Raw genomic sequence first — 23,631 nt, 5'->3', positions numbered from 1 at the left:
CTCAGTCGAGCCGCAGCAACGTCACCCGCGCCTTGCCGTACACCCGCTCCGCCTCCACCGCATAACCGTTTAGGTCGAGCGGCTCCGCCTTGGCGGTCTCCACCGACACCCACGTGTGCGCGCCGATCCAGCCGAGCCGCGCCAGCTTGTCCGCCGCCACCGCGCCCGCGCCGGAGCCGTAGGGCGGGTCCATCATGACGATGTCGAGCGGCGCGCGCGCGAGCCCCAGCGCGAGGACGGAGGCGGCGCGCACTTCCGCGCCCGTGGCGCCCAGCTTCGCCACGTTGGCGCGCAGCGCGTCGATCGCGGCCCGGTCCTGCTCGACGAACAGGCACGAGGCCGCACCGCGCGACAGCGCCTCCAGCCCCAGCGCGCCCGATCCCGCGAACAGGTCCGCCACCGCCAGTCCGTCGAAGCTGCCGACGCGGCTGGCCAGCATGGAGAACAGCGCCTCGCGCGTGCGGTCCGCGGTGGGGCGGGTGGCCTCACCCTTGGGCGCGACCAGCGGGCGGCCGCGCCACTGTCCGGCGATGACCCTCATGAGCGGCGCGGCCGCTTGGGCCCGGTCTTCGGCTTGGGCGTGGCCCAGCCGGCCTTGCGCTTGATCCGCGCCGGGCGCGCGGGGGCGGTGGCCTCCACCACCGGCGGCTCCAACGGCTTCGACGCCGCCCGCGCAGGTCGCGCGCTCGCCGGCTTCGGTGCCGGTCGCGCCGGGCGTGGCGACGCGCCGGGCGTCGGCGCGCGGGACGGCGACGCGCGCGTGGCGGGCGGGCGGGCGGGCTGCGCCCGCGGCGCATCGGCACGCGGCGCTCCGGGCGGTGCCCGGCGGACCGGGCGCGGCGCAGTGACCGGCTCGGCCCGGCTCGCGGCCTTCGCGCCATCGCGCGCCAGCGTCTGCCGGAAGGCGGCGAGATCGGCCGCGCGCACTTCGCCCACCTCGCCCACCGGCAGGTCGCCGAGCACGAAGGGGCCGTAGCGGATGCGGATCAGCCGCCCGACCTGCAGGTCGAGATGTTCCAGCACGCGGCGCACCTCCCGGTTCTTGCCCTCCGTCAGGATCATCTCGATCCACACGTTGGCGCCGGTGCGCCGCTCCAGATTGGCATCGATCGGGCCGTAGCGGATGCCGTCGATCTCCACCCCGTCGATCAGGTCTTCCAGCTGTTCCTGCGATACGCGGCCGTAGGCGCGGGCGCGATACGCGCGCTCGATCCCGGTCGACGGCAGCTCCAGCTGACGCTTCAGCGCGCCGTCGGTCGTCATCAGCAGCAGCCCCTCGGTATTGAGGTCCAGCCGCCCCACCGGCACCAGCCGCGGCAGGTCCTTCGGCAGCCGGTCGTAGATCGTCGGGCGACCGCCGGGATCGCGCTCGGTCGTCAGTACGCCGGCGGGCTTGTGGAAGAGGAACAGCCGCGCGGGCGCGGGCGCGGCCACTTCCTGCCCGTCGACGGTGACGCCGTGGAGCGAGGGGAGCAGCGTGGCGGGCGTGTCCAGCACGACGCCGTCCTTCGCGACGCGGCCTTCGGCGATCATGCGCTCCACCTCGCGCCGGGAGGCGACGCCGGCGCGCGCGAGCAGCTTGGCGATGCGATGTTGGGGACGGGAGCTGTCGGCCATCGCGCTGCCCTATCGCAAATCGCCGCCGGCACGCCGAAAAATTTGCGACCGAACTGCGCCGTTCGCGTTATGGTCCCGTAACGAACGGGGAAATTCATGCTGTTCGCGAAGAAGAAGCCGACGCTGGTGCGCCTCCTGCTCGTCGAGGACGAGCCGCTGGTGGCGTTCGACGCCGAGCATCTGCTGACCGACCAGGGATATGAGATCGTCGCCACGGTGGACCGGGTGGCGGACGCGGTCGCGATCATCGGCGACGGGCAGGCGATCGACCTGGTGCTCGCCGACGTGAACCTGGCCGACGGCAACGGCGTGGACGTGGCGCGTGCGGCGCAGGCGCGCGGCATCCCCGTCATGTTCGTCACCGGCCAGTGCCCGGCGGAGGCGGAGGCGCTGGCGATCGGCTGCCTCGCCAAGCCCTATCCGCAGCGCACGCTGCTCGCCGCGATCGGCGCGGTGGAGGCGCAGGTCGCGGGCAAGCCGCCGCGGCGCCTGCCCGGTGGCTTCCGCCTGTTCCCGGTAAGCGGCGGGGCGTAGCTGGCCGTGGCGGGCTAGAGCCGCGCTTCCACCGCGTCGTGGAACAGGCGGATGCCCGCCTCCATCGTGCCCAGCGTCACCCGGTCCAGTGAACCGGACGCCAGGCCCTGCTGTCCCAGCGCCGCGGCGCGGAAATCCTCGCTGGCGAAGACGCCGCCGTCCAGCAGGTTCCAGCTCTTCTCCCAGTGCCGCAGCGCCTTCTCCGTCGACGGCGGCTCCGGTATCAGCATGAAATCCTCCACCAGCACGCGGTCGTGCGCCTGCGGCATCAGCACCATCAGGTTCACGTAGTCGGGACTGACGATCAGCACGGTGCCGGGGAACATCTGATAGGTGTAGGTGATCGCGCGGCGCAGCGTCGGCCAGTCCTGCGCGCGCACCGTCTCCGCATCCACGTCGCGTCCCACGGCGGAGCGCTGGTGCGGGCCGATCGTGTCGGCGCTGGCCACCCCGTCCTTGAAGAACGACCCGATCGTTTCGGCGTGGAGCCGCAGGACGTGATAGCTCTCGAGGAACGCGTCCATGATGAGCTTCCAGTTCGCCGCCACGTCGTGGGTGCGGCGGCGGAACAGGTGCATGCCGGCGAGGCCGAAGGCGTCGAAGTCGAGCCCCAGCGCCTCCGCCTCGGCGAAATCGGCCTCGTCGTCGAACGAGAACCAGATCAGCCCGCCCGCCTCGCGCGTGGGCAGCCGCTTCAGCGCGTAATCGGCCTTGTCGAGGCCCGGGAAGGCGTCGCCGCGCGGCAGGCCGACGAGCCGCCCGTCGGTGGCGTAGCTCCACGCGTGATAGGGGCAGACCAGGCGCGGCGTGCACACCGCCGCCTGCCCCTCCACCAGCCGGGTGCCGCGATGGCGGCAGACGTTCAGGAAGACGTGCGCCTGTCCCGCCTTGTCGCGCGTCACCAGCAGCGGCCTGCCGAAGCCGTCGTGCGGCACCGCCATGTTCGGCTCCGGCAGCAGCGCGGAGGGCGCGACGACCAGCGGCGTCTTGGCGAAAATGCGCTCCTGCTCCGCCGCGTGCCGCGCAGGCGAGATATAGGCGTCGGCATCGACGTGGGTGATGCCGGGTTCGCGCGCGCGCCCCCCGTCTGCCAGGATGCGGGCCAGCGCCAGCTGTCCCTCGGTCGGCCGGAGCGGGCCGGTGATCGCGTTCATGGCTATCCTCTCGCGTCTTTTCCGCTAGTTTCCGCCACCGACGGGAAAGGAGCAAGTGGGTTGTTGGCATCGCGCGGAACGGACCGGACGTGGATCGACGGGGTGCGCCCCTATGTCGAGCGGGGGCCGCTGGCCGCCTTCGCGCTCGGCGTGTCCTCCGGCTTCCCGTTCGCGATGATCGCGGCGACGCTGACGACGCGGCTGGCGCAGGACGGCATCGACAAGAAGACGGTGACCGCCTTCAGCCTCGCCTTCCTCGTCTACAACCTGAAGTTCCTGTGGGCGTGGCTGGTCGACGGCGTGCGGCTGCCGGTGCTGGGACGGCTGGGCCAGCGCGTATCGTGGGTGCTGCTCGCCGGCGTGCTGGTGATCGCGGCGGTCGCCAACCTCGCGCTCGCCGATCCGGTGGCGAGCATCGGCGCGACGGCGACGGCGGCGGTGCTGGTGGGCGTCGCCGGCGCGACGTTCGACATCGTCATCGACGCCTATCGCATCGAGATCCTGGAGCCGCGCCAGCTGGGTGTGGGATCGGGCATGAGCCAGTACGGCTGGCGCATCGGCTCGGCGGGTGCCGCCTCGCTGGCGCTGGTCGTCGCGGCGCGGGCGGGGTGGGAGGCGGCGTATCTCTCGTGCGCGCTGCTGGCGTTGCCCGCGATGGTCGCGGCATTGGTGGTGGGCGAGCCGCGCCGCCACCGCGCCCCCGCCGAACGCCGCGGCGTCGGACAGGCGGCGGCGGCGATCTGGCGGCCGTTCGTCGAATTTTTCCAGCGGCCGGGCGCGATCGTGGTGCTGGTCTTCATCCTGATCCACAAGATCGGCGACACGCTGAGCCAGCTGGTGCTGCGGCTGCTGCTGGACGACCTGAAGTTCAGCAACGACGAGATCGCACTCTACGACGTCGGCATCGGGTTCTGGGCGTATCTGATCGGCATCTTCCTCGGCGGATGGCTGTACGCGCGGCTGGGCATGAAGCGGTCGGTGCTGCTCAGCCTGGTGCTGATGGCGGTGTCGAACGCCGCGTTCGCGATGCTCGCCGCCGCGGGGCACAGCAACGCGGGACTGGCGGGCGCAATGCTGTTCGAGAACATCGCCTCGGGTATCGGCGGGGTGACGATCGTCGCCTATTTCTCCGCACTGTGCGACCTGCGCTTCACCGCGGCGCAATATGCGCTGATCTCCGCCGCGGCCAGCATCGTCGGGCGCGTGCTGACCGGCACGACCGCGGGCGCGCTGGTGGAATCGATGGGGTTCGTGAACTTCTACCTGCTGACTACCGTCGTCGCGCTGCCCGGTGTGGCGCTGTTCTGGTGGATGGCGCGCTCCGGCCTGGTCGACCGCTCGGTCGGCACGGCGGGAACGGAGGGTCCGGGCGACGCGCGGGAGGGCGGCGCCGCCTAGACGCAGACCGGCCGGCCCTCGTCGGCGAAGGCCATCGCCACCGCCGCCGCGCTTGCCAGCACGCCGTCGCACCGGCGCTGGCCGATCAGGTCGGACAGCAGCAGCGCGGCGGTGTCGCTCTGCACCTCCACGCGGGCCAGCACCGTCAGCAGCGCGCGCTCGCCCGGCGTCATGCGCGCGCAGCAGCACGGTGCGATGGCGATCGGGACCGAGGAATGGGCGGCGAGGTCCGCCATCAGCCCGCGCATCAGCGTCAGCGGACGGCGGAAGCCCCCGCCGAACGCGGTCATCATCGCATGGGCGGCGCGCGCGTCGGACAGGCCGTGCGCCCCCATGCGCCGCATCGCGAACAGCGCGGTGCGCGCATTGGGGCAGGCGGGCAGGGAGTAGGGCAAGGCGGCCAGGGTGCTGGTGGCGGTCTCATTCATCGACGCGACTCCGTTGGTCGCGCGCATGGTCGCCACTCCGCTATTGATAGTCAATCGCAAATACTGCTCAGCGCGGCTGCTCGTCGTTGGCGGCGAGCACCTCGCCGGCGAGATACAGCGACCCGGCCATCAGCACGCCCGCCGGCGCGTCCTGCGCAATGGCACGCAGCGCGGCGGGAACGTCGGCGGCGACCCGGCCGGCCGCGATGCCGAGCCCGCGAGCGGCGGCCAGGATCGCGTCGGGCGCGTGATGCTCGTGCCCCGGGACCGGCACCGCGACCACCGTCCCCACCATCGGTGCGAACGGCGCGAGGAAGCCGGCAAGGTCCTTGTTCGCGAGCATCCCGAGCACCAGCGTCAGCGGGCGATCCCCCCCGGCGGCGGCACCGCGCAACGCGGGCAAGGACGCCGCGATGGCCGCGCCGGCGGACGGGTTGTGCCCGCCGTCGAGCCACACCGGCGTACGCGCGGGCAGCAGCGCGACCAACGGCCCGTCGCCCAGCCGCTGCAGCCGCGCGGGCCAGGTCGCGGCGGCGGGCCCGGCCTCGATCGCGAGCGGGGGGACGTGGACCGCCTGCTGGTGGCGCAGCATCGCCACGGCCAGCGCGAGATTGTCCGCCTGGTGCCGCCCCGCCAGCCGGGGGGCGGGCAGCGTGAGCAGGCCCTGCGCGTCGCGATAGGTGAGGGTGTCGCCGGTCGCGTCGAGGCCGTGGCGCCACTCGCGCCGCGCGCGCAGCAGCTGCGCCCCCGCCGTCGCGGCGACCTGCGCGATCACCTCCTCGATCCCGGCGGGATAGTCCAGCGTGGCGAGCGGTACGCCCGGCTTCGCGATGCCCGCCTTTTCTGCGGCGATCGCCTCGATCGTCTCGCCCAGGAACGCCTGATGGTCGATCCCCAGCGCCGCGATGCCGGTGGCGACCGGCCGCACCACGTTGGTCGCGTCGAGCCGCCCGCCGAGCCCCACCTCGATCACGCAGGCGTCCGCGGGCGTGCGGGCGAAGGCGAGGAAGGCGGCGGCGGTCGTCACCTCGAAGAAGCTCGCACCGATGTCGCCGCCCGCGTCGAGCACCTCGGCCAGGAGCGGCGCCAGCGCGGCGTCGTCGATCAGCCGCCCGGCGAGGCGGATCCTCTCGTTGAAGCGGACGAGGTGCGGGCTGGTGTAGACGTGGACGCGATGCCCCGCGGCCTCCAGCGCGGCGCGCAGGAACGCGCAGGTCGATCCCTTGCCGTTGGTGCCGGCGACGTGGAAGACCGGCGGCAGCGACACGTGCGGATCACCCAGCCGCGCGAGCAATCGCGTGATGCGGCCAAGGCCGAGCACGTCCGCGCCGGGCGACAGCGACCACAGCCGGTCGAGCTGCGCCTGCACGGCGGGGTCGGTGGACGTGGCGTGGTCAGGCATCGGCGCTGCTCCCTCTCCCGTCCCGGGGAGAGCGCGTCATGTCAATGCGCCCGCTCGCCGCACAGATACGCGACTACCGTCCCCAGCCGCTCCTTCAGCGCGTGGCGGTGGACGACCATGTCGATCAGCCCGTGCTCCAGATAATATTCGCTGGTCTGGAAATCCTCCGGCAGCTTCTCGCGGATCGTGTTCTCGATCACGCGGCGGCCGGTGAAGGCGAGCGTCGCCTTGGGCTCGGCGATGTGCACGTCGCCCAGCATGGCATAGGCGGCCATCACGCCGCCCGACGTCGGATCGGTCAGCACGACGATATAGGGCAGGCCGGCGTCGTGGAGCATCTGGATCGCCGCGGTGCTGCGCGGCATCTGCATCAGCGACAGAATGCCCTCCTGCATCCGCGCGCCGCCGCTGGCGGTGAAGACGATGAAGGGCGCGCGGTCGGCGATCGCCGTCTCCACGCCCTGGATGAACGCCTCGCCCACGGCCTGGCCCATCGACCCGCCCATGAAGGCGAAGTCCTGCACGCCCAGGACGACGCGGCGCCCGTCGATCGTGCCGCGTGCGTTCACGAACGCGTCCTGCTCGCCGGTGGCGGCGCGCGCCGCCTTCAGCCGGTCGGGATAGCGCTTCGAATCGCGGAACTTCAGCGGGTCCTCGGCCGCGCGCGGGGGCGTCAGCACCTCCGCGCTGCCCTCGTCCAGCAATTGCCGGAACCGCTCCTGCGGCCCGATCCGCTCGTGATGGTCGCACGTCGGGCAGACGAAGCCGTTCTCCTCCAGCTCCTTGGTGAAGACCATGGTGCCGCAGCCCTTGCACTTGTGCCACAGATTGTCGGGCGCCTGCTGCTTGGCGCCGGGGACGATGCCGGAAAGGGCGTTGCGGACGCTGCTGAGCCAGCTCATGCGGAAACCTTCCTCGCGGACGCGACCGCGTCCTTCAGCGTCTTGATATAGGCGGCGACGGGCGCGGGTGCATCCGCCCCATGCGCGGCGACGATCTCAACGATGGCGGAGCCTACGACCACCCCGTCCGCCACGCGCGCGATGGCGGCGGCCTGCGCGGGGGTGCGCACGCCGAAGCCGACCGCGACGGGCAGGTCGGTCGCCGCCTTCAACCGCGCGACCGCGGCCTCGATCGATGCGGTGTCCGCCTGTTGCTTGCCGGTGATCCCCGCGACCGAAACGTAGTAGAGGAAGCCCGACGCGCCATCGAGCACGCGCGGCAGCCGCGCGGCGTCGGTGGTCGGCGTCGCGAGGCGGATCGGGTCAATCGCCGCGGCGCGCAGCGCCGGGCCCAGCGCCTCGTCCTCCTCCGGCGGCACGTCGACGCAGATGACGCCGTCGACGCCAGCGTCCCGCGCCGCGGCGGCGAACCATTCGGGTCCGCGGCGCAGCATCGGGTTGCCGTAGCCCATCAGTACCAGCGGCACCTGCGGATGGCGCTCGCGGAAGTCGGCGGCGATCCGCAGGATGTCCGCCGTGGTGGTGCCCGCGGCGAGGCTGCGAATGTTCGCCGCCTGGATCGCCGGGCCGTCCGCCATCGGATCGGTGAACGGCATCCCCAGCTCGATCACGTCCGCCCCGCCGTCGACCAGCGCGTCGAGGATCGCAGGCGTCGGGCCGTCGCCGGCGGTGACGAAGCAGACCAGCGCCGGCCCAAGCGCGAAGGCTCCCGACAATCGCGTCAAATCGCCACTCCCAGCGCCTCGGCGACCGTGAAGATGTCCTTGTCCCCGCGCCCGCACAGATTGGCGAGGATCACCTGGTCCGGTTGCATCTGCTTCGCCCGCCGCGCCACCGCGGCGATGGCGTGGCTGGGTTCGAGCGCGGGGATGATCCCCTCCGTCCGGCACAGCAGCTGGAAGGCATCCAGCGCCTCGGTATCGGTGACCGACGTATACTCGACCCGGCCGACATCCTTCAGCCAGGCATGCTCCGGCCCGATGCCGGGATAGTCGAGGCCGGCGGAGATCGAGTGCGCCTCCGCGATCTGTCCGTCGTCGTCCTGCAGCAGGTACGTCCTGTTGCCGTGGAGCACACCGGGGAAGCCGCCGGCCAGGCTCGCCGCGTGTTTGGCATCCAGGCCTTCGCCCGCCGCCTCGACGCCCAGCATCGCGACGTCGCCGTCGTCGAGAAAGGGGTGGAACAGGCCGATCGCGTTCGATCCGCCGCCGATCGCGGCGACCAGCAGGTCGGGCAGGCGGCCGGTCCGCGCCAGCATCTGCTCGCGCGCCTCGCGTCCGATCACGCTCTGAAAATCGCGGACCAGCTCCGGATAGGGATGCGGCCCGGCGGCGGTGCCGATGATGTAGAAGGTGTCGTGGACATTCGCGACCCAGTCGCGCAGCGCCTCGTTCATCGCGTCCTTCAGGGTGTTCGCGCCGGACGTGACCGCGCGCACCTCCGCGCCCAGCAGCTTCATGCGGAACACGTTGGGCGCCTGCCGCTCCACGTCCTTGGCGCCCATGTAGATGACGCAGGGCAGGCCGAAGCGCGCGCACACGGTCGCGGTCGCGACGCCGTGCTGGCCTGCACCCGTTTCCGCGATGATCCGCGTCTTGCCCATGCGGATGGCCAGCAGGATCTGGCCGATGCAATTGTTGATCTTGTGCGCGCCGGTATGGTTCAGCTCGTCGCGCTTGAACCAGATCTGCGCGCCGCCGACCGCTTCGGTCAGCCGCTCGGCGTGGTAGAGCGGAGAGGGACGGCCGACGTAATGTTCCAGCAGGTCGTCGAACTGCGCCTGGAAGGCGGGATCCGCCTTCGCCGCGCGATATTCGCGTTCCAGGTCGAGGACGAGCGGCATCAGCGTTTCCGCCACGTAGCGGCCGCCATAGGCGCCGAAATGCCCGCGGTCGTCGGGTTGGGCGCGGAAGGAATTGGGGGCGTTCATGCGTGCGCCGCCTGAAGGAAGGCGGCGATCTTGTCCACATCCTTGACGCCGGGCGCGCGCTCGACGCCGCTCGACACGTCGACCAGGGTGGCGCCGGTGCGCCGGATCGCCTCGCGGACGTTGCCAGCGTCCAGCCCGCCCGACAGCGCCCAGGGCAGCGGATGCGCGAAGCCGACGAGCAGCGCCCAGTCGAACCGCAGCCCCATCCCGCCCGGCAGCGCGGCGCCCTCCGGCGTCTTCGCGTCGTAGAGGATCCGGTCCGCCGCACCGACGAACCCGCGGGCGGCGTCGAGGTCGGCACGCGTCTTCACCGCGATGGCGGCCCAGCTCTCGACCCCCGGGCGCCGCAGCGCGGCGACCCGAGCGGGGGCGGTGCGGTGGAGCTGGATCGCGTCGAGCCGGGCGACGCGCACCGCCTCGGCGACCAAGGCATCCTCGGGGTCGACGAAGACGCCCACGCGGCGTACCCCCTCCGGCACCCGCGCCGCCAGCCCGGCGGCCTGCTCGAACGCGACGTCGCGCGGGGAGGGCGGGAAGAAGACGAATCCGACGTGGCTCGCGCCATGGCCGATGGCGGCGTCCAGCGTATCGGGCGTCGAGAGACCGCATATCTTGGCGTTGACAGGCATGGCGCGCCCTTAATGAAGAAAGTGGTTCGCGCGAAGACGCGAAGACGCGAAGGTGCCGCGCTCGCTGCATGCTATCGACGCGTCCTGGCAGGCCACCGAAGGTCGACCTGCTTCGCGTCTTCGCGCCTTTGCGTGAACAGATCGTCGGCACGGCGCTTCGCGACGCCGCTTGCCAACCCGCCCCTAGCCCAATCGCCGCGATGCGATTACATGGCCCGCCACTTCCCCGCGCCCGCACAGGAATCGGCACCCCATGGACATTCGCCTCGGCCTCACCTTCGACGACGTGCTGCTGGTCCCGGGTGCCTCCGAGGTGCTGCCGACCGACGCCGACACGCGCACCCGCGTGACCAAGGGGATCGCGCTCAACATCCCCGTGCTGTCCTCCGCGATGGACACGGTGACGGAAGGCAACATGGCGATCGTCATGGCGCAGCTGGGCGGGCTGGGCGTGCTCCATCGCAACCTGACGGTGGACGAGCAGGTCGCCGCCGTGCGCCAGGTCAAGCGGTTCGAGAGCGGGATGGTGGTCAACCCGATCACCATCGCGCCGTCCGCCACGCTGGCGCAGGCGCAGGCGCTGATGGCGGCGAACCGGATCAGCGGCATCCCCGTCGTGGAGGCGGACGGCAAGCTGGTCGGCATCCTCACCAACCGCGACGTCCGCTTCGCGGAGAACCCGGCCCAGCCCGTCGCCGAGCTGATGACGCGCGACAATCTCGCCACCGTCGGCGCGGGCGTGGGGCAGGAGGAGGCGCGCCGGCTGCTCCACCAGCGCCGTATCGAGAAGCTGCTGGTCGTCGACGACGGTTATCGCTGCGTCGGCCTCATCACCGTCAAGGACATCGAGAAGGCCGTCACCTATCCCGACGCGACCAAGGACGCCGCCGGCCGCCTGCGCGTCGCCGCCGCGACGACGGTGGGCGACAAGGGCTTCGCACGGACCGAGGCGCTGGTGGACGCCGAGTGCGACCTGATCGTCATCGACACCGCGCACGGCCACAACGCCGACGTGGCGCGCGCGGTGGAGCGTGTGAAGAAGCTGAGCAATTCGGTCCAGGTCGTCGCGGGCAACGTCGCCACCGCCGCCGCGACCCGCGCGCTGATCGACGCGGGGGCGGACGGGATCAAGGTGGGCATCGGCCCCGGCTCGATCTGCACCACCCGTGTCGTCGCCGGGGTGGGCGTGCCGCAGCTGACCGCGGTGATGGACTGCGCCGAGGAAGCGGTAAAGCATGGCGTGCCGGTGATCGCCGACGGCGGCCTGCGCACGTCGGGCGACCTGGCCAAGGCGCTGGCCGCGGGCGCGGCGACGTGCATGGTCGGATCGCTGCTGGCGGGCACGGAAGAGGCGCCGGGCGAGACCTTCCTGTACCAGGGCCGCGCCTACAAATCCTATCGCGGCATGGGCAGCGTCGGCGCGATGGGCCGCGGCTCCGCCGACCGCTACTTCCAGGGCGAGGTGCGCGACCAGCTGAAGCTGGTGCCCGAGGGCATCGAGGGGCAGGTGCCGTACAAGGGCCCGGCCAAGGACGTGATCCACCAGCTGGTCGGCGGCATCAAGGCGGCGATGGGCTACACCGGCTCCGCCACGATCGACGACCTGCAGCGCCGCGCCAGCTTCGTGCGCATCACCGGCGCCGGGCTGAAGGAGAGCCACGTCCACGACGTGACGATCACGCGCGAGGCGCCCAATTACCCGACGCGGTGATACGCTTCTTCGTCATGCCGGGACGAGCCCGGGGTGACGGTGGTCGCGCGGGCGGTCAGGCCAGTTTCAGCCCTTCCTTGTTCATCGCCGCGGTGACGTGGCGGTTCTGTTTCTCCGACAGTTGCGAGCGCAGGCGCGGGAACAGCTCGTCCTCCTCCTCGCGCATGTGCGTCTCGATCATGCCGCGGAACTCGCGCACCTTGGGCAGCCAGGCGGGATCGTCCTTCGGCATTTCCGTCAGGTCGAAGAAATATTGTTTCACGTAGCCGTGATCGTGATTCAGGTGGTCCGCGGCCTCGGTCAGCCCCTGGTCGCGCATCATCGCGTAGACCACGTTCTCCTCCTGGAAGGCGTGCTTCCCCACCGCATGCTTCAGCTGCATCAGCAGGAAGGAGCGGCGTGCCGTCGCATCGTCGTCGGTCTTCTCGATCAGGTCGAAGATCTTCAGCGCCGCGGCGTGCTCCGCCGCCAGCGCCTGGTCCCAGCTGCCGGCCAGGGCGGTCGGCGCCTGCACCACCGCCTTGCGGACCAGATTGGCGAGCAACCCGGTCGCCACGCCCGCCGCCGCACCGATCGCCACGGTACGGCCGATTCCCTGCGATCGCGCCTCACGCACTGCCGTCGCCATCACGCTTCTCCTCATCCGATCTCTCCGCAACGAGCGCACGAAGCCACTGTTCCGACGCGATAAAATCGCGGGGCTGTTTCACCTCTCCGCTTTCTGCCAAGGCCTGCCGCCATGACACCCGGTGCCCGTACCCAGGCCGCGATCGAGCTGCTCGACACGGTGATCGCCGCCGCCCGCGACGAGGGCGCGGCGGCCGACACGCTGATCGCTCGCTACTTCGCGGCGCGGCGCTACGCCGGGTCGAAGGATCGACGCGCGGTGCGCGAGCGGGTCTACGCCGCGATCCGCGCGCTCGGCGAGCGGCCCGCGTCGGGGCGCGCCGCGATGCTGGCGCTGGCCGCGGATGACGCGGACCTCGCCGCCACTTTCGACGGCGGCCGCCACGCGCCCGCGCCGGTCGCCCCGGACGAGCCCGTGGCGAGCCGCGGCGTGGCGCCGGCCTGGCTGGAGCAGGCGCTCGCCGACGCCGGCCTGGACGAGGACGAGCGCGCGGCGCTGGTCGATCGCGCCCCGCTCGACGTGCGGCTGAACCCGCTGCGTCCCGCGCCCGAACTCGTCGGCGCACAACCGATCGCGGGCCTGCCCGACGCACGGCGCCTGCCCGCCGGGTTCGACCTCGCCCCCTTCGCCGGCGCGGTCGAAGCGCAGGACGCGGGCAGCCAGGCGGTGACGCTCGCCGCCGCGGCGCGGGCGGGCATGACGGTGCTGGACCTGTGCGCGGGCGCGGGAGGCAAGACGCTGGCGCTGGCGGCGGCCATGCAGAACGAGGGGCGCATCGTCGCCGCGGATGTCGATCGCGCGCGGCTGTCGCGGCTCGCGCCGCGCGCGGAGGCGGCCGGCGTGACGATCGCCGAGACGCGGCTGCTCGATCCCGGCCGCGAGGCGGCGGCGCTGGCGGACGTGGCCGCCGACGTCGTGCTGGTCGACGCGCCCTGTTCCGGCACGGGCACGTGGCGGCGCAATCCGGAGGCGCGATGGCGGCTGACGCCCGCGCGGCTCGACCGGCTGGTGGCGACGCAGGCGAGGCTGCTGGACATTGCCGCCGATCGCGTTCGCCCCGGCGGCGCGCTGACCTACATCGTCTGCTCGCTGCTCGACGCGGAAGGGTCGGCGCAGGTCGCCGGCTTCCTCGCGCGGCGCGGGGGCTGGGCCGCGGAGCCCGCGGACCTGCCGCTCGGGCGCGCGCACGGGACCGGCTGGCGCCTCACCCCCGCGCACGACGGCAGCGACGGATTTTTCGTCGCGCGCCTTCGTGCGCCATGCTAGTCGCGGGGCATCGTGCCGAAGCTGGAGCCGATCATGCGTTTCACGTCCGTCGCCGTCGCCGCCTCGCTGGCGCTGGTGTCGCTGTCCACCTCGCTGCACGGCCAGCGGCCCGACGACCAGATCGACGCGCGCTCGGTCGCGCTGCTGGAGCAGGGCAAGGCGGCGCGCGCGGCCGGTGATCTCGACCGCGCCGTCGACCTGCTGGAAACCTCCGTCGCGGTCGACCCGCGCAATCGCCAGTCGTTCATCGCCATGGCCGAGATCGCGGAGACGCGCGGCCTGCCGGGCAAGGCGATCCGCCTGTATCGCGAGGCGCTGCTGCTCGAACCCAACGACGTCACAGCGCTGGCCGGACAGGGCGAGGCGATGGTGGCCAAGGGCGCGGTGGCGCGTGCGCGCGAGAACCTGGCCCGTGTGAAGACGCTGTGCAAGACGTCCTGCCCGCAGGCGAGCGCGCTGGCCGCGACGATCGCCAAGGGCCCACCGGTGACGACCGCGCAGGTGGGCGTCAACACGACGACGACGGCGAAGGACTAACGGGCGTCGAGGACGCGGGCGAGCGCGACGAATTCCGCCACGCTCACCGTCTCCGCGCGGCGCGTCGGGTCGATGCCGATCGCGTCGAGCACCTCCAGCGCGCCCGGTACGCCCTTCAGGCTCTGCCGTAGCATCTTGCGGCGCTGGCCGAAGGCGGCGGCGGTGAGCTGCTCCAGCGTGGCGAGCCGCACGCTGGCGGGCGCGTCGGTCGGCTCCAGGTGGACCACCGCGGACATCACCTTGGGCGGCGGCGTGAAGGCGGAGCGGTGCACCGGCATGGCGATGCGCGCGGTGCTGCGCCACTGGCTGAGTACCGCGAGGCGGCCGTAATGGTCGCCGCCCACCGGCGCGACGATCCGCTCCGCCACCTCCCGCTGGAACATCAGCGTCAGCGACCGCCACCACGGCCGCCACTCCGCCGACAGCCAGCCGACCAGGAGCGGCGTGCCGACATTGTACGGCAGGTTGGACACGATGTGCGGCGCGCCGTCGAACAGCGGCGGCATGGCGATGCGCGTCGCGTCGCCCTCGATCACGCGCAGGCGGCCGGGAAAGGCCGCCTCCAGCTCGGCCAGCGCGGGAAGGCAGCGGCGATCCATCTCGATCGCCGTCACGCGCGCACCCGCCGCCAGCAATGCCCGGGTGAGCCCGCCCGGGCCGGGGCCGACCTCCAGCACCTCGGCATCGGCGAGGTCGCCGGGAATGCGCGCGATGCGGGCGAGCAGCTGCGCGTCAAACAGGAAGTTCTGTCCCAGCGCCCTGGACGCCGACAGGCCGTGGCGGGCGATCACCTCGCGCAGCGGGGGGAGGGAGGGGGCGGCGTCGGGCGGCGTCATCCCGTTTCCCGCGCGGTGGCGGCGGCATGGGCCATGGCGATGGCGGCGATCGTCGGCCCCGCCTCCGCCTCGCCCCGCCCTGCCAGCGCGAAGGCGGTGCCGTGGTCGGGCGAGGTGCGCACGATCGGCAGCCCGAGGGTCATGTTGACGCCCTCGTCGAAGTGCAGCGCCTTCAGCGGCACCAGCGCCTGGTCGTGGTAGGCGCAGAGCGCGGCATCGTAGCCGGCGCGGGCGCGGGCGTGGAACATGGTGTCCGCGGCGAGCGGGCCGACGACGTCCAGCCCCTCGTCAAGCAGTTGCGCCACCGCGGGGGCGATCACGTCGATCTCCTCGCGACCCAGCGCGCCATTCTCCCCCGCGTGCGGGTTCAGCCCGGCGATCGCCAGCCGCGGCGCGGCGATGCCGAAGTCGCGGCGCAGCGCCCGCGCGGTGACGCGCGCGCGCGCCACGATCAGCTCGGTCGTCAGCAGCCGCGGCACGTCCGCCAGCGGCACGTGAACGGTCAGCGGCACGACCCGCAGCCCCGGTCCCGCCAGCATCATCACCGCATTCTCGCGCGCGATGCCGCAGCGGTCGGCGACGAACTCGGTCTGCCCCGGCTGGGTGAAGCCGATCGCGTAGAGCTGCGCCTTGGCGACCGGGCCGGTCACCAGCGCGCGCGCCGCGGCCGATCGCGCGAGCCCCACCGCCAGTCCCAGCGCGTCGAGTGCCATGCGCGCGCCGTCCGCGTCGGGGGCGCCGGGCACGATCGCCCCACCGGCCTCGATTGCCAGGACGGGCAGGGCGGAGGGAAAGGCGGCGACCGCCTCCGCGGGGCTGGCGACGCGCGCGACCGGGCCGCGCCATGCCGCCGCGATCGCGCGCGGATCGCCGACGACGACGAAGGGAGGCAAGGCGTGCGCCGCCCGCGCGTCCCATGCCCTGGCGATCACTTCCGGCCCGATCCCCGCGGGATCGCCCATCGAGACGACGATCGGGCGATCGTTGGTCGTCATGCCGGCCTCAGCGATACTCGATCACCGCGTCGCGGCGCAGGTCGCGCAGCGCCTGCTGCGCGCGCAGGTTGACGCGCTGCTGCTCCAGCTGCGTCTGGATCTGCTCCGCGCCCGGCAGCTGGCCCGACGACACCTCGTCGCGGCCGCACAGCACCAGCGTGCGCACCCCGTCGGTGGGGGAGCCGAACGGCGGCGTCGCCTCGCCCACGTTCAGCTTCAGCATGATCGCCTGGAGCGGGGCGGGCAGGTCGCGCACGCGGATCGCGTCGTTGTCCACCACCTCGGCGTCCAGCGTCCGCGCGACCTTGTCCACCGAGCCGCAGCCCTGCAGCTTCTGGATGGCGGTGGCGAAGGCGCCGGTGCGCTGCGTCGCCTGCGCCTGCGTGGTGCCGGCGGGGAACTTGATGGTCAGCTGCTTCAGCGACAGCTTGGCGTCGCGCGGGTCGGCGGTCAGCACCTGCCGCTTGTCGACCAGGTACAGGACGGAGAAGCCGCCCGGCACCGCGATCGGGCCGGCCACCTGGCCGACCTGCATCGTCTGCGACGCCTCGGCCAGTTCCGCCGGCAGCTGCGCCGCGCGCACCCAGCCAAGGTCGCCGCCGACGCCGCGGGTCGACGCCTCGGAGAAGTTGCGCGCGAAATAGCTGAAGGGCGCCTGCCCCTTCTGGATCTCCTCGATCACCTTGCGCGCGTTGGCGAACGCCTGCTGCTCGTTGGCGCCGGCGGAGATGTAGATCTCGTTGAGGTGATATTCCTCCGTGCCCTTGGCGGCTTCCAGGCGGTCGATGATCGCCTTCACCTCCTCCTCGCCGACGTTCACGTACGGCTCCACCTTGCGGCGCAGGTAGCGGTTCCAAGCCAGTTCGCCCTCGATCTGCCGGCGCATCGACCGGTCGGAGGAATTGTTCTGCCGCAAAAACAGCGCGAACTGCTCGGGCGAGCGCTGGAAGCTGCGCGCGATGCGGGCGAAGCTCTGGTCGATCTCGTCCTTGGTGATCGTGACGTCGGCAGTCTTCGCCTGCTGGATCTGCAGCGTCTCGTCGATCAACTGGCGCAGCACCTGCAGGCGCAGGCGGTCGCGGTCCTCGTTCGACAGCTTCACGTTGTTCGCCGCGGCGATCATCGCCACCCGCTGGTCGACGTCCGTGCCGGTGATGACCGACTCGTTGACGATCGCGGTCGCCTTGCGGACGTTGGGATCCACCTTGCCGAAGATCTGCAGGTTGGCGGGGATGTCCAGCCCGGTGTTGCCCGGCAGCGACTGGTCCTCCACCGTCTGCTGCGCCAGCGCTGCTCCCGCGGCGCCCAGCATCAGGAGCGACGCCACCGCGCGGCGGCCCATTGAACGAACCTTCGTCGTCGTCATCACGTGCTTTCCGAAACCTTCGCGCCGATGGAGGAACAGGCGGCGATCCGTGCCCCATCGCGCCTGAATGGCGGCTTAGCGTCCAATCGCGGCGAAATCGAGACCCGCGTTCCCGCGCTATCGCCCGACGTTTTTCAGCGCGAAGGTGAAGAGATAGGCGTTGCCGCGCCGCGCGTCGCCGGTGGAGCGGTAGTCGCGCCGCCACGTGAGGCCGAGGTCGATGCAATCGTCCTGATAGGCGACGCCCAGCCGGTGGCGGATCGGCGTGAAGCCGTCGGACGTGGACAGCTGGTCCTCCGACTTGCTCGTCAGGTCGACGATCGCCGATCCCCATACCGACCAGTAGCGCTTGAACGCCACGCGCCCGCCGGCGCGGATCTCCTCGCGATCCTGCAGATCCTCCAGCTCGTCGATGTCGCGGTTGAGCCGCAGGTAGCCGATCGTCGCGTAGGTCGCGCGCGAGCCGACCGTCGCGTCGACCTCGTTGCGGCGGATCGCCAGGTCGTCCTTGTCCAGTCGGTAGCGGTGGATGAACGACACCGTGTCGCCCAGCCGCACCGTGGTGCGGCCGACGATGTCGGAGAAGCTGTCGGACAGCCCCGTGCCGTTGGGCAGGATCGACGGGCGGCTGTCCAGCCGGTAGCTCTGCCCGATGTTGGCGGTGATCGACGTGCCGGGCAGGTCCAGCGCCCAGTCCGCGCCGTAGGTGACGCGGCTCGAATCCTCGAACCGGTCGTATCCGGCGAAGCGGTTGAGCGCGAAGAGGTTCGAATCCTCCAGATCAACGGCGCGCGCGTCCTCGTTGGGGACGCGCAGGTTCGCGATGTGCGGCGCGGCGACCACCTGCACCCGCGGGGTGAAGCGCTGCACCCCGCCGAACAGCTCGCCCGCCAGCGGCCAGCGCACGTCGGCGGCCACCGCGCCGATCGCCCGGGTGTGGAAGCCTTCCAGCCCGCGATAGCTGACGATGCTGGTCGCGGCGACGCCCTCCGCATTGTAGGCGTCGGCGCGGGCGAACGCGGTCAGCACGATCTCCTGCCCGCCGTTGGTGATGCCGCGCAGGTCCCACCGGCCGCTGGCGAAGGCGCGCTGCGTGTCCTGTCCGGCCTTGCGCCCGATGGCCAGGCTGTTGAGCTGGAGGTTCAGCGTGCCGCCCAGCACGCTGTCCTCCACGCGGCGGCGATAGTCGATCTCCGGCAGGGCGACGGGTTGCAGGCCCTGCCGCTCGCCCACCCGCATCGTCTGCACCGCCCAGCCGGCCACGGACAGGTAGCTGTCGCGATCGATCCGCTCCAGCGCCAGCGTGGTGCGCAGCCGGTCCTCGCGCGAGATGTCGTAGCGGCGCAGGAAGGTGCGGTCGGTGACGAGGCGCAGCGAGCCGGAGAGGCTCCAGTTCGGGTCGAGCTGGAACTTGCCGACCCCGTCGATGTAGCCGCGGAACGCGCGCTTGGTGTCGGAGGTGAATCGCGACGACAGGTCCTCGCTGCGCCGGCTGGACGTGGCATAGGCGGTGACCGCCAGCGCGCCCAGCTCGGTACGCTGGCTGTAGCGCGTCTCCAGCATCGGCAGCTCGCCGGAGAACAGGTGCGGTGCGACGATCAGCGAGCGGTCGGGCGACAGCGCGATGTTGATCGGCAGCACCAGCTCCAGCCCGTTCAGCCGCGAGATGCCGAAGCTGGGCGCGAGCAGGCCGGTGTCGTTGCTGGCGGTGGTCGCCACGCTGAACGAGGGCAGCGCGGGGCTTGCCAGGCCGAACAGGTGGACGCGCGGCCGCTCGAAATAGACGCGCTCCTTGTCGGGCCGATAGGTGACGCGCACCGACGTGATCTTCCACGTCGGTTCCTTCGGGCAGCCGCCCTCCTCGACCGGGCAGGGGGTGTAGGCGGCGCGGTCGAGCCGGACGGTCCCGTCCTCCTCGCGCGTGCCCTTCACCGCGGCGAGCCGCCCGCCGCGCTCCAGCACCACCAGCATGTTCGCCACCACACCGTCGCGCAGCGAATCGGTGAGGTCGATCGAATCGCCGTAGGCGACGTCGCCCTGCGGGTTGGTCACCGCGACGTTGCCAGTCGCCAGCACGCGTCCGGTCTTGCGGTTCCACGTCACCTTGTCGGCGCGCAGCCGGTCGCCGCGACGCGCCATCCGCACGTCGCCCGTGGCGGTGACGACGTCGGCCTCGTACTCGTATTCCAGCGTCCTCGCGCTGAACTGGACCTGATCGTCCGCCACCGGCGCGGTGCCTTCGGGTGCGGCTGGGGGCGGCCCGCGCTCGGCCAGGTTCTGCGCGGCGGCGGGCGCGGAGAGGAAGAGGGCGGCGCCCGCGAGGAGATAGCAGCGCGTCACGTCGACCCCGTTTGACCTGAACCCGCGGTTCCGTCGCGAACGGCCGCATTTCGCCGCCTATCGCACCCCCGCGCCGCGGCTGCAACGCTTTGCCAGTGCGGGGCGGGGGGCGTAGGGAGGGGGCATGACTCAAGGAAGTACACTGCCCATGCAGATCTCGTTCGCCGCCGCCCGCCCCGCCGACGCCGCGGTGCTGGCCCTCCCCGTCCGCAAGGGTGCCACGCCCGCGGTCGCCGATGGCGACCGCGCGCTGGTGGAGGCGGCCGCCGCCGCGCAGCGGTTCGAGGGCGAGGCGGGCAGCGTCGCCGAACTGTACCTGCCGGGCGCGGGCCGCGCGACGCGGCTGCTGCTTCTCGGTGTCGGCACCGGCGACGACGCGGCGTACGAGCGCGCCGGCGGCGCGCTGACCGCGCGGCTGCTGACGTCCGGCGCGACCGCGGCGGTGGCGGACCTCGCCGATGCGTCCGACGTGGCCGCCGCGCGTTTCGCCGCGGGGGCGGCGCAGCGAGCGTGGCGCTTCGACGAATATCGCACAAAGTTGCCGGAGAAGCAGAAGCCGACGCTGGCCACGCTGACGATCGTCGGCAGCGACGCCGCCTGGGCGCCGCGCGCCGCGGTGACGGAGGGCTTGGCGCTCGCGCGCACGCTGGCGGCGCTGCCGCCGAACGTCCTCTACCCGGAAAGCTTCGTGGAGCGCGTGACCGCCGCGGTCGACGGGCTCGGCCTGGAGGTGACGGTGCTGGACGAGCCGGCGATGCGCGATCTGGGCATGGGCGCGCTGCTGGGCGTCAGCCAGGGGTCGCGGCGCGAGGCGCGCGTGCTGGCGCTCAAGTGGAACGGGGGCGGCGCGGCGCCGCTGACCGCGCTGGTCGGGAAGGGCGTGACGTTCGACACCGGTGGCATCTCGATCAAGCCCGCCGCGAACATGGAAGACATGAAGTGGGACATGGGCGGCGCCGGCGCGGTGGCGGGCGCGATGCTGGCGCTGGCGAAGCGCAAGGCCAAGGCCAACGTCATCGGCGTCATGGGCCTGGTCGAGAACATGCCCGACGGCAACGCGCAGCGCCCGGGCGACGTGGTGAGGACCATGTCGGGGCAGACGGTGGAGGTCATCAACACCGATGCCGAGGGGCGGCTGGTGCTGTGCGACGCGATCACCTGGGTGCAGAAGACGCACGCACCCGCCACGATCGTCGACCTGGCCACGCTGACCGGCGCGATGATCGTCAGCCTGGGCAACGAATATGGCGGCCTGTTCTCCAACGACGACGCGCTGGCGGACAGGCTGCTCGCCGCCGGCAAGGCGTCGGGCGACCAATTGTGGCGCTTTCCGCTGTCGGAGGCGTACGACAAGCTGATCGATTCGCCGATCGCCGACATGAAGAATGTCGGGCCGCGCGGCGCGGGCTCGATCACCGCGGCGCAGTTCCTCCAGCGCTTCGTCGACGAGGGCGTCGCCTGGGCGCACCTCGACATCGCCGGCATGGTCTGGTCGGACAAGGACGGCGCGACCTGGGCGAAGGGCGCGACCGGCTACGGCGTGCGCGTGCTCGACCGGTTCGTGGCGGATCACTGCGAGGGGTGAATGCAACCGCCGTTCGGCTGAGCGACGTCGAAGCACAGTCGCGCTGGCCAGCGCGTAGCCTTCGACTTCGCTCAGGCCGAACGGTGGCGGAGGGATGATGCAAGTCGACTTCTACCACCTGACCGCCATGCCGCTGGACCGCGCGCTGCCCCAGATCGCGGCGAAGGTAGTGGCGGGCGGCGGTCGCCTGCTGATCGTCGCGGCGGACGAGGTGCAGCGCGCCGGCGTCGACCGGCTGTTGTGGACCTATGCCGCCGACAGCTTCCTGCCGCACGCGCGGGCGGGCGGCCCCGACGACGCACGCCAGCCGGTGCTGATCGCGGGCGAGGTGAACGCGGCCAACGGCGCACGCAACATCGCCCTGGTGGACGGCGAGTGGCGCGACGACGCCCTCGACTTCGATCGCGCCTTCCACTTCTTCGACGAGGAGCGGATCGGCGGGGCGCGCGCGGCGTGGAAGGCGCTGGCCGCCCGCGACGGCGTGGAGCGGCGCTACTGGAAGCAGAACGAGGCGGGCCGCTGGGAGCAGGCGGCCTAGCGATCGGCCTCGCGCCGCTTGCCTCTCCGACGCCGCCCGCCTAGGGCAGCGCCACTTTTCCGCAATCCTCATCATCAGGAGCACCGTGACCGTCATGGCCGCGAACCGTACCTTCTCGATCATCAAGCCCGACGCCACCCGCCGCAACCTGACGGGTGCGGTCACGAAGATGCTGGAGGAGGCGGGGCTGCGCGTCGTCGCGTCCAAGCGCATCCAGATGACCAAGGAGCAGGCCGAGGGCTTCTATGCCGTCCACAAGGAGCGGCCGTTCTTCAACGACCTCGTCTCGTTCATGATCTCCGGCCCGGTCGTGGTGCAGGTGCTGGAGGGCGAGAACGCCGTGCAGCGCAACCGCGACATCATGGGCGCGACCAATCCCGCCAACGCCGATGCCGGCACGATCCGCAAGGAGCTGGCCGAATCGATCGAGGCGAATTCGGTGCACGGCTCGGACTCCGACGAGAATGCCGCGATCGAGATCGCGTACTTCTTCCAGCCGGAAGAGATCGTCGGCTGACATGGACTGGCGCCTGCGACGCGCGGGGGAGGGCGATGGCGCCCGCCTGTCGCTCGTCGCGGGCGCGACCTTTCTCGAGGCGTTCGCGGGCGTCCTCGACGGGCAGGACATTGTCGTCCATGTCCGCGAGCAGAGCGGCCCGCCCGCGTTCCTGCGCTACCTCGCCGCCGGTGCGATCGCGACGCTTGCCGAGGCGGTGTCGGGCGGCGCGCCGGTCGGCTACACCCTGCTGACGACACCGGACCTGCCGGTCGAGCCCCGTGACGGCGACATCGAGCTGAAGCGCATCTACGTGCTCGCCCCGCTGCACGGCAGCGGGCTCGGCCCGGCGCTGATGGCCCGCGCGATCGACGACTCGCGTGGTGCGGGGCATCGGCGGCTGCTGCTCGGCGTGTACGGCGGCAACGCGCGGGCGCAGCGCTTCTACGCGAAGCAGGGATTTGCCGTCGTCGGCACGCGCCGCTTCCTCGTCGGCGCGACATGGCACGATGACCTGATCTTCGCGCGCGACCTCTGAGCGTCCGGCGGCGCCTTACGCCTCCACCCGCTCCCGATGGTTCGCCTCGAAACCGTCCATCGCCAGCGCCACGATCCGCTCCGCCACCGTCTCCGGCGGCTTCACCGAGGCCGGGTCCTCGCCGGGATAGGCACGCGCGCGCATCTTCGTGCGCGTGGCGCCGGGGTCGAGCACCGCGATGCGCACCTTGCTGATCTCCGCCATCTCGTCGCCATAGGCACCCAGCAGCGTCTCGAACGCCGCCTTCGACGCGCCGTACGCGCCCCAATAGGCCCGCGGCGTGCGCCCGACCGAGGAGGTGACGCCGATCACCCGCGCCCCGGCGGAGCGGCGCAGCATGGGATCGAACGCCTGGATCAGCGCCGCGGGCGCGGAGACGTTCAGCGTCAGCACCTGCGCCAGCTCCTTGGCATCGATCGCCGGCACCGCCGCCAGCGTGCCGAGCATCCCCGCGTTCAGCACCAACACGTCCAGCGCGTTCCACCGCTCGCCGATCGCCGTCGCCAGCCGCGCGATCGAATCGGTCTGCGTCAGGTCCAGCGGCGCGATCGTGGCGGAGCCGCCGGCGTCGAAGATCGCCTGCTCCACCTCCTCCAGCCCGCTCGCGGTGCGCGCGGTCAGGACGACGTGCGCGCCCGCGGCGCCCAGCGCGATCGCGGTGGCGGCTCCGATCCCGCGGCTCGCGCCGGTGACGAGGGCGAGTTTGTCGGCGAGGGGCTTGGTCACGTCGGTCATCCCGGG

At 72.0% G+C, this 23,631-nt stretch carries 24 protein-coding genes; 9 read left to right on the top strand and 15 right to left on the bottom strand.

Going from position 1 to position 23,631, the window contains the following annotated elements:
• Window position 1: 1 nt before the first annotated feature.
• The gene (gene rsmD / locus HBH26_RS00790; protein ID WP_168132657.1) at window positions 2-541 is read right to left on the bottom strand and encodes a 16S rRNA (guanine(966)-N(2))-methyltransferase RsmD; all 540 of its coding nucleotides are present in this window, start codon (window positions 539-541) and stop codon (window positions 2-4) included.
• Window positions 538-1,617 carry a pseudouridine synthase gene (locus tag HBH26_RS00785; protein WP_168132656.1) on the bottom strand — a complete coding sequence of 360 codons (1,080 nt, stop codon included), beginning with the start codon at window positions 1,615-1,617 and terminating at the stop codon, window positions 538-540. The genes rsmD and HBH26_RS00785 overlap by 4 nt, the downstream gene beginning before the upstream one ends.
• A gap of 96 nt (window positions 1,618-1,713) precedes the next feature.
• Between HBH26_RS00785 and HBH26_RS00780 the strand changes: the two genes are divergently transcribed.
• Window positions 1,714-2,151, top strand: a complete 438-nt coding sequence (locus tag HBH26_RS00780; RefSeq protein ID WP_168132655.1) for a response regulator — start codon at window positions 1,714-1,716, stop codon at window positions 2,149-2,151.
• 14 nt (window positions 2,152-2,165) lie between these two features.
• Here the strand turns inward: HBH26_RS00780 and HBH26_RS00775 are convergent, their stop codons facing one another.
• Window positions 2,166-3,305 carry an aromatic ring-hydroxylating oxygenase subunit alpha gene (locus tag HBH26_RS00775; protein WP_168132654.1) on the bottom strand — a complete coding sequence of 380 codons (1,140 nt, stop codon included), beginning with the start codon at window positions 3,303-3,305 and terminating at the stop codon, window positions 2,166-2,168.
• A 63-nt stretch (window positions 3,306-3,368) separates the two neighbouring features.
• Here HBH26_RS00775 and HBH26_RS00770 point away from each other — a divergent pair, with 63 nt between their 5' ends.
• Complete coding sequence (locus HBH26_RS00770; protein WP_239024491.1) at window positions 3,369-4,703, top strand: AmpG family muropeptide MFS transporter; 1,335 nt, start codon at window positions 3,369-3,371, stop codon at window positions 4,701-4,703.
• Here HBH26_RS00770 and HBH26_RS00765 read toward each other — a convergent pair.
• The 6 genes from HBH26_RS00765 to HBH26_RS00740 all read right to left on the bottom strand — a co-directional run bounded on the left by HBH26_RS00765 (window position 4,700) and on the right by HBH26_RS00740 (window position 10,054).
• On the bottom strand, window positions 4,700-5,131 hold the full coding sequence (locus HBH26_RS00765) for a DUF6628 family protein (protein ID WP_168132652.1): 432 nt from the start codon (window positions 5,129-5,131) through the stop codon (window positions 4,700-4,702). The genes HBH26_RS00770 and HBH26_RS00765 overlap by 4 nt on opposite strands.
• Before the next feature lie 67 nt (window positions 5,132-5,198).
• On the bottom strand, window positions 5,199-6,533 hold the full coding sequence (locus tag HBH26_RS00760) for a bifunctional folylpolyglutamate synthase/dihydrofolate synthase (protein WP_168132651.1): 1,335 nt from the start codon (window positions 6,531-6,533) through the stop codon (window positions 5,199-5,201).
• A gap of 41 nt (window positions 6,534-6,574) precedes the next feature.
• The gene (gene accD / locus HBH26_RS00755; protein ID WP_168132650.1) at window positions 6,575-7,435 is read right to left on the bottom strand and encodes an acetyl-CoA carboxylase, carboxyltransferase subunit beta; all 861 of its coding nucleotides are present in this window, start codon (window positions 7,433-7,435) and stop codon (window positions 6,575-6,577) included.
• Window positions 7,432-8,220 carry a tryptophan synthase subunit alpha gene (trpA, locus tag HBH26_RS00750; RefSeq protein ID WP_168132649.1) on the bottom strand — a complete coding sequence of 263 codons (789 nt, stop codon included), beginning with the start codon at window positions 8,218-8,220 and terminating at the stop codon, window positions 7,432-7,434. Before trpA ends, accD begins: the two co-directional genes overlap by 4 nt.
• Window positions 8,217-9,425, bottom strand: coding sequence for a tryptophan synthase subunit beta (trpB, locus tag HBH26_RS00745; protein WP_168132648.1), 1,209 nt, complete (start codon window positions 9,423-9,425; stop codon window positions 8,217-8,219). Before trpB ends, trpA begins: the two co-directional genes overlap by 4 nt.
• Entirely contained in the window at window positions 9,422-10,054 is a 633-nt protein-coding gene (locus HBH26_RS00740; RefSeq protein ID WP_168132647.1) for a phosphoribosylanthranilate isomerase, read from the bottom strand. The genes trpB and HBH26_RS00740 overlap by 4 nt, the downstream gene beginning before the upstream one ends.
• A 253-nt stretch (window positions 10,055-10,307) precedes the next feature.
• On the opposite strand from HBH26_RS00740, the gene guaB reads away from it, so the two are divergent.
• Window positions 10,308-11,765, top strand: a complete 1,458-nt coding sequence (guaB, locus tag HBH26_RS00735; RefSeq protein WP_168132646.1) for an IMP dehydrogenase — start codon at window positions 10,308-10,310, stop codon at window positions 11,763-11,765.
• A gap of 55 nt (window positions 11,766-11,820) precedes the next feature.
• On the opposite strand, the gene HBH26_RS00730 is transcribed toward guaB, so the two are convergent.
• Window positions 11,821-12,393, bottom strand: a complete 573-nt coding sequence (locus HBH26_RS00730; RefSeq protein ID WP_239024490.1) for a hemerythrin domain-containing protein — start codon at window positions 12,391-12,393, stop codon at window positions 11,821-11,823.
• Between the two features lie 111 nt (window positions 12,394-12,504).
• On the opposite strand from HBH26_RS00730, the gene HBH26_RS00725 reads away from it, so the two are divergent.
• On the top strand, window positions 12,505-13,659 hold the full coding sequence (locus tag HBH26_RS00725; RefSeq protein WP_168132644.1) for an RsmB/NOP family class I SAM-dependent RNA methyltransferase: 1,155 nt from the start codon (window positions 12,505-12,507) through the stop codon (window positions 13,657-13,659).
• Between the two features lie 33 nt (window positions 13,660-13,692).
• Window positions 13,693-14,196, top strand: a complete 504-nt coding sequence (locus tag HBH26_RS00720) for a tetratricopeptide repeat protein (protein ID WP_168132643.1) — start codon at window positions 13,693-13,695, stop codon at window positions 14,194-14,196.
• On the opposite strand, the gene rsmA is transcribed toward HBH26_RS00720, so the two are convergent.
• The 4 genes from rsmA to HBH26_RS00700 form a co-directional block, all read right to left on the bottom strand.
• Entirely contained in the window at window positions 14,193-15,032 is an 840-nt protein-coding gene (gene rsmA, locus HBH26_RS00715) for a 16S rRNA (adenine(1518)-N(6)/adenine(1519)-N(6))-dimethyltransferase RsmA (RefSeq protein WP_168132642.1), read from the bottom strand. The genes HBH26_RS00720 and rsmA overlap by 4 nt on opposite strands.
• Complete coding sequence (gene pdxA, locus HBH26_RS00710) at window positions 15,029-16,027, bottom strand: 4-hydroxythreonine-4-phosphate dehydrogenase PdxA (protein WP_168132641.1); 999 nt, start codon at window positions 16,025-16,027, stop codon at window positions 15,029-15,031. Before pdxA ends, rsmA begins: the two co-directional genes overlap by 4 nt.
• Before the next feature lie 7 nt (window positions 16,028-16,034).
• A complete protein-coding gene (locus HBH26_RS00705; protein ID WP_168132640.1) occupies window positions 16,035-17,393 on the bottom strand; it encodes a peptidylprolyl isomerase in 1,359 nt (452 codons plus the stop codon).
• A 117-nt stretch (window positions 17,394-17,510) separates the two neighbouring features.
• Window positions 17,511-19,733, bottom strand: coding sequence for an LPS-assembly protein LptD (locus tag HBH26_RS00700; RefSeq protein WP_338057197.1), 2,223 nt, complete (start codon window positions 19,731-19,733; stop codon window positions 17,511-17,513).
• 148 nt (window positions 19,734-19,881) lie between these two features.
• Between HBH26_RS00700 and HBH26_RS00695 the strand changes: the two genes are divergently transcribed.
• The 4 genes from HBH26_RS00695 (at window position 19,882) to HBH26_RS00680 (ending at window position 22,890) form a co-directional block, all read left to right on the top strand.
• Entirely contained in the window at window positions 19,882-21,318 is a 1,437-nt protein-coding gene (locus HBH26_RS00695; protein WP_168132639.1) for a leucyl aminopeptidase, read from the top strand.
• 97 nt (window positions 21,319-21,415) lie between these two features.
• Window positions 21,416-21,856, top strand: coding sequence for a DNA polymerase III subunit chi (locus HBH26_RS00690; RefSeq protein WP_168133033.1), 441 nt, complete (start codon window positions 21,416-21,418; stop codon window positions 21,854-21,856).
• 94 nt (window positions 21,857-21,950) lie between these two features.
• Entirely contained in the window at window positions 21,951-22,373 is a 423-nt protein-coding gene (gene ndk / locus HBH26_RS00685) for a nucleoside-diphosphate kinase (RefSeq protein WP_168132638.1), read from the top strand.
• 1 nt (window position 22,374) lies between these two features.
• Window positions 22,375-22,890: a GNAT family N-acetyltransferase gene (locus HBH26_RS00680; protein WP_168132637.1), complete on the top strand. Its 516-nt coding sequence runs from the start codon at window positions 22,375-22,377 to the stop codon at window positions 22,888-22,890.
• A gap of 15 nt (window positions 22,891-22,905) precedes the next feature.
• On the opposite strand, the gene HBH26_RS00675 is transcribed toward HBH26_RS00680, so the two are convergent.
• Window positions 22,906-23,625: an SDR family NAD(P)-dependent oxidoreductase gene (locus tag HBH26_RS00675; protein ID WP_168132636.1), complete on the bottom strand. Its 720-nt coding sequence runs from the start codon at window positions 23,623-23,625 to the stop codon at window positions 22,906-22,908.
• Window positions 23,626-23,631: the final 6 nt, after the last annotated feature.

The organism is Sphingomonas corticis (assembly GCF_012035195.1).
In the GTDB taxonomy this organism is placed as follows: Bacteria; Pseudomonadota; Alphaproteobacteria; order Sphingomonadales; family Sphingomonadaceae; genus Sphingomonas; species Sphingomonas corticis.
The sequence above is the reverse complement of the archived record's forward strand: the minus strand, read 5'-3'. Positions and strand labels throughout refer to the sequence as shown.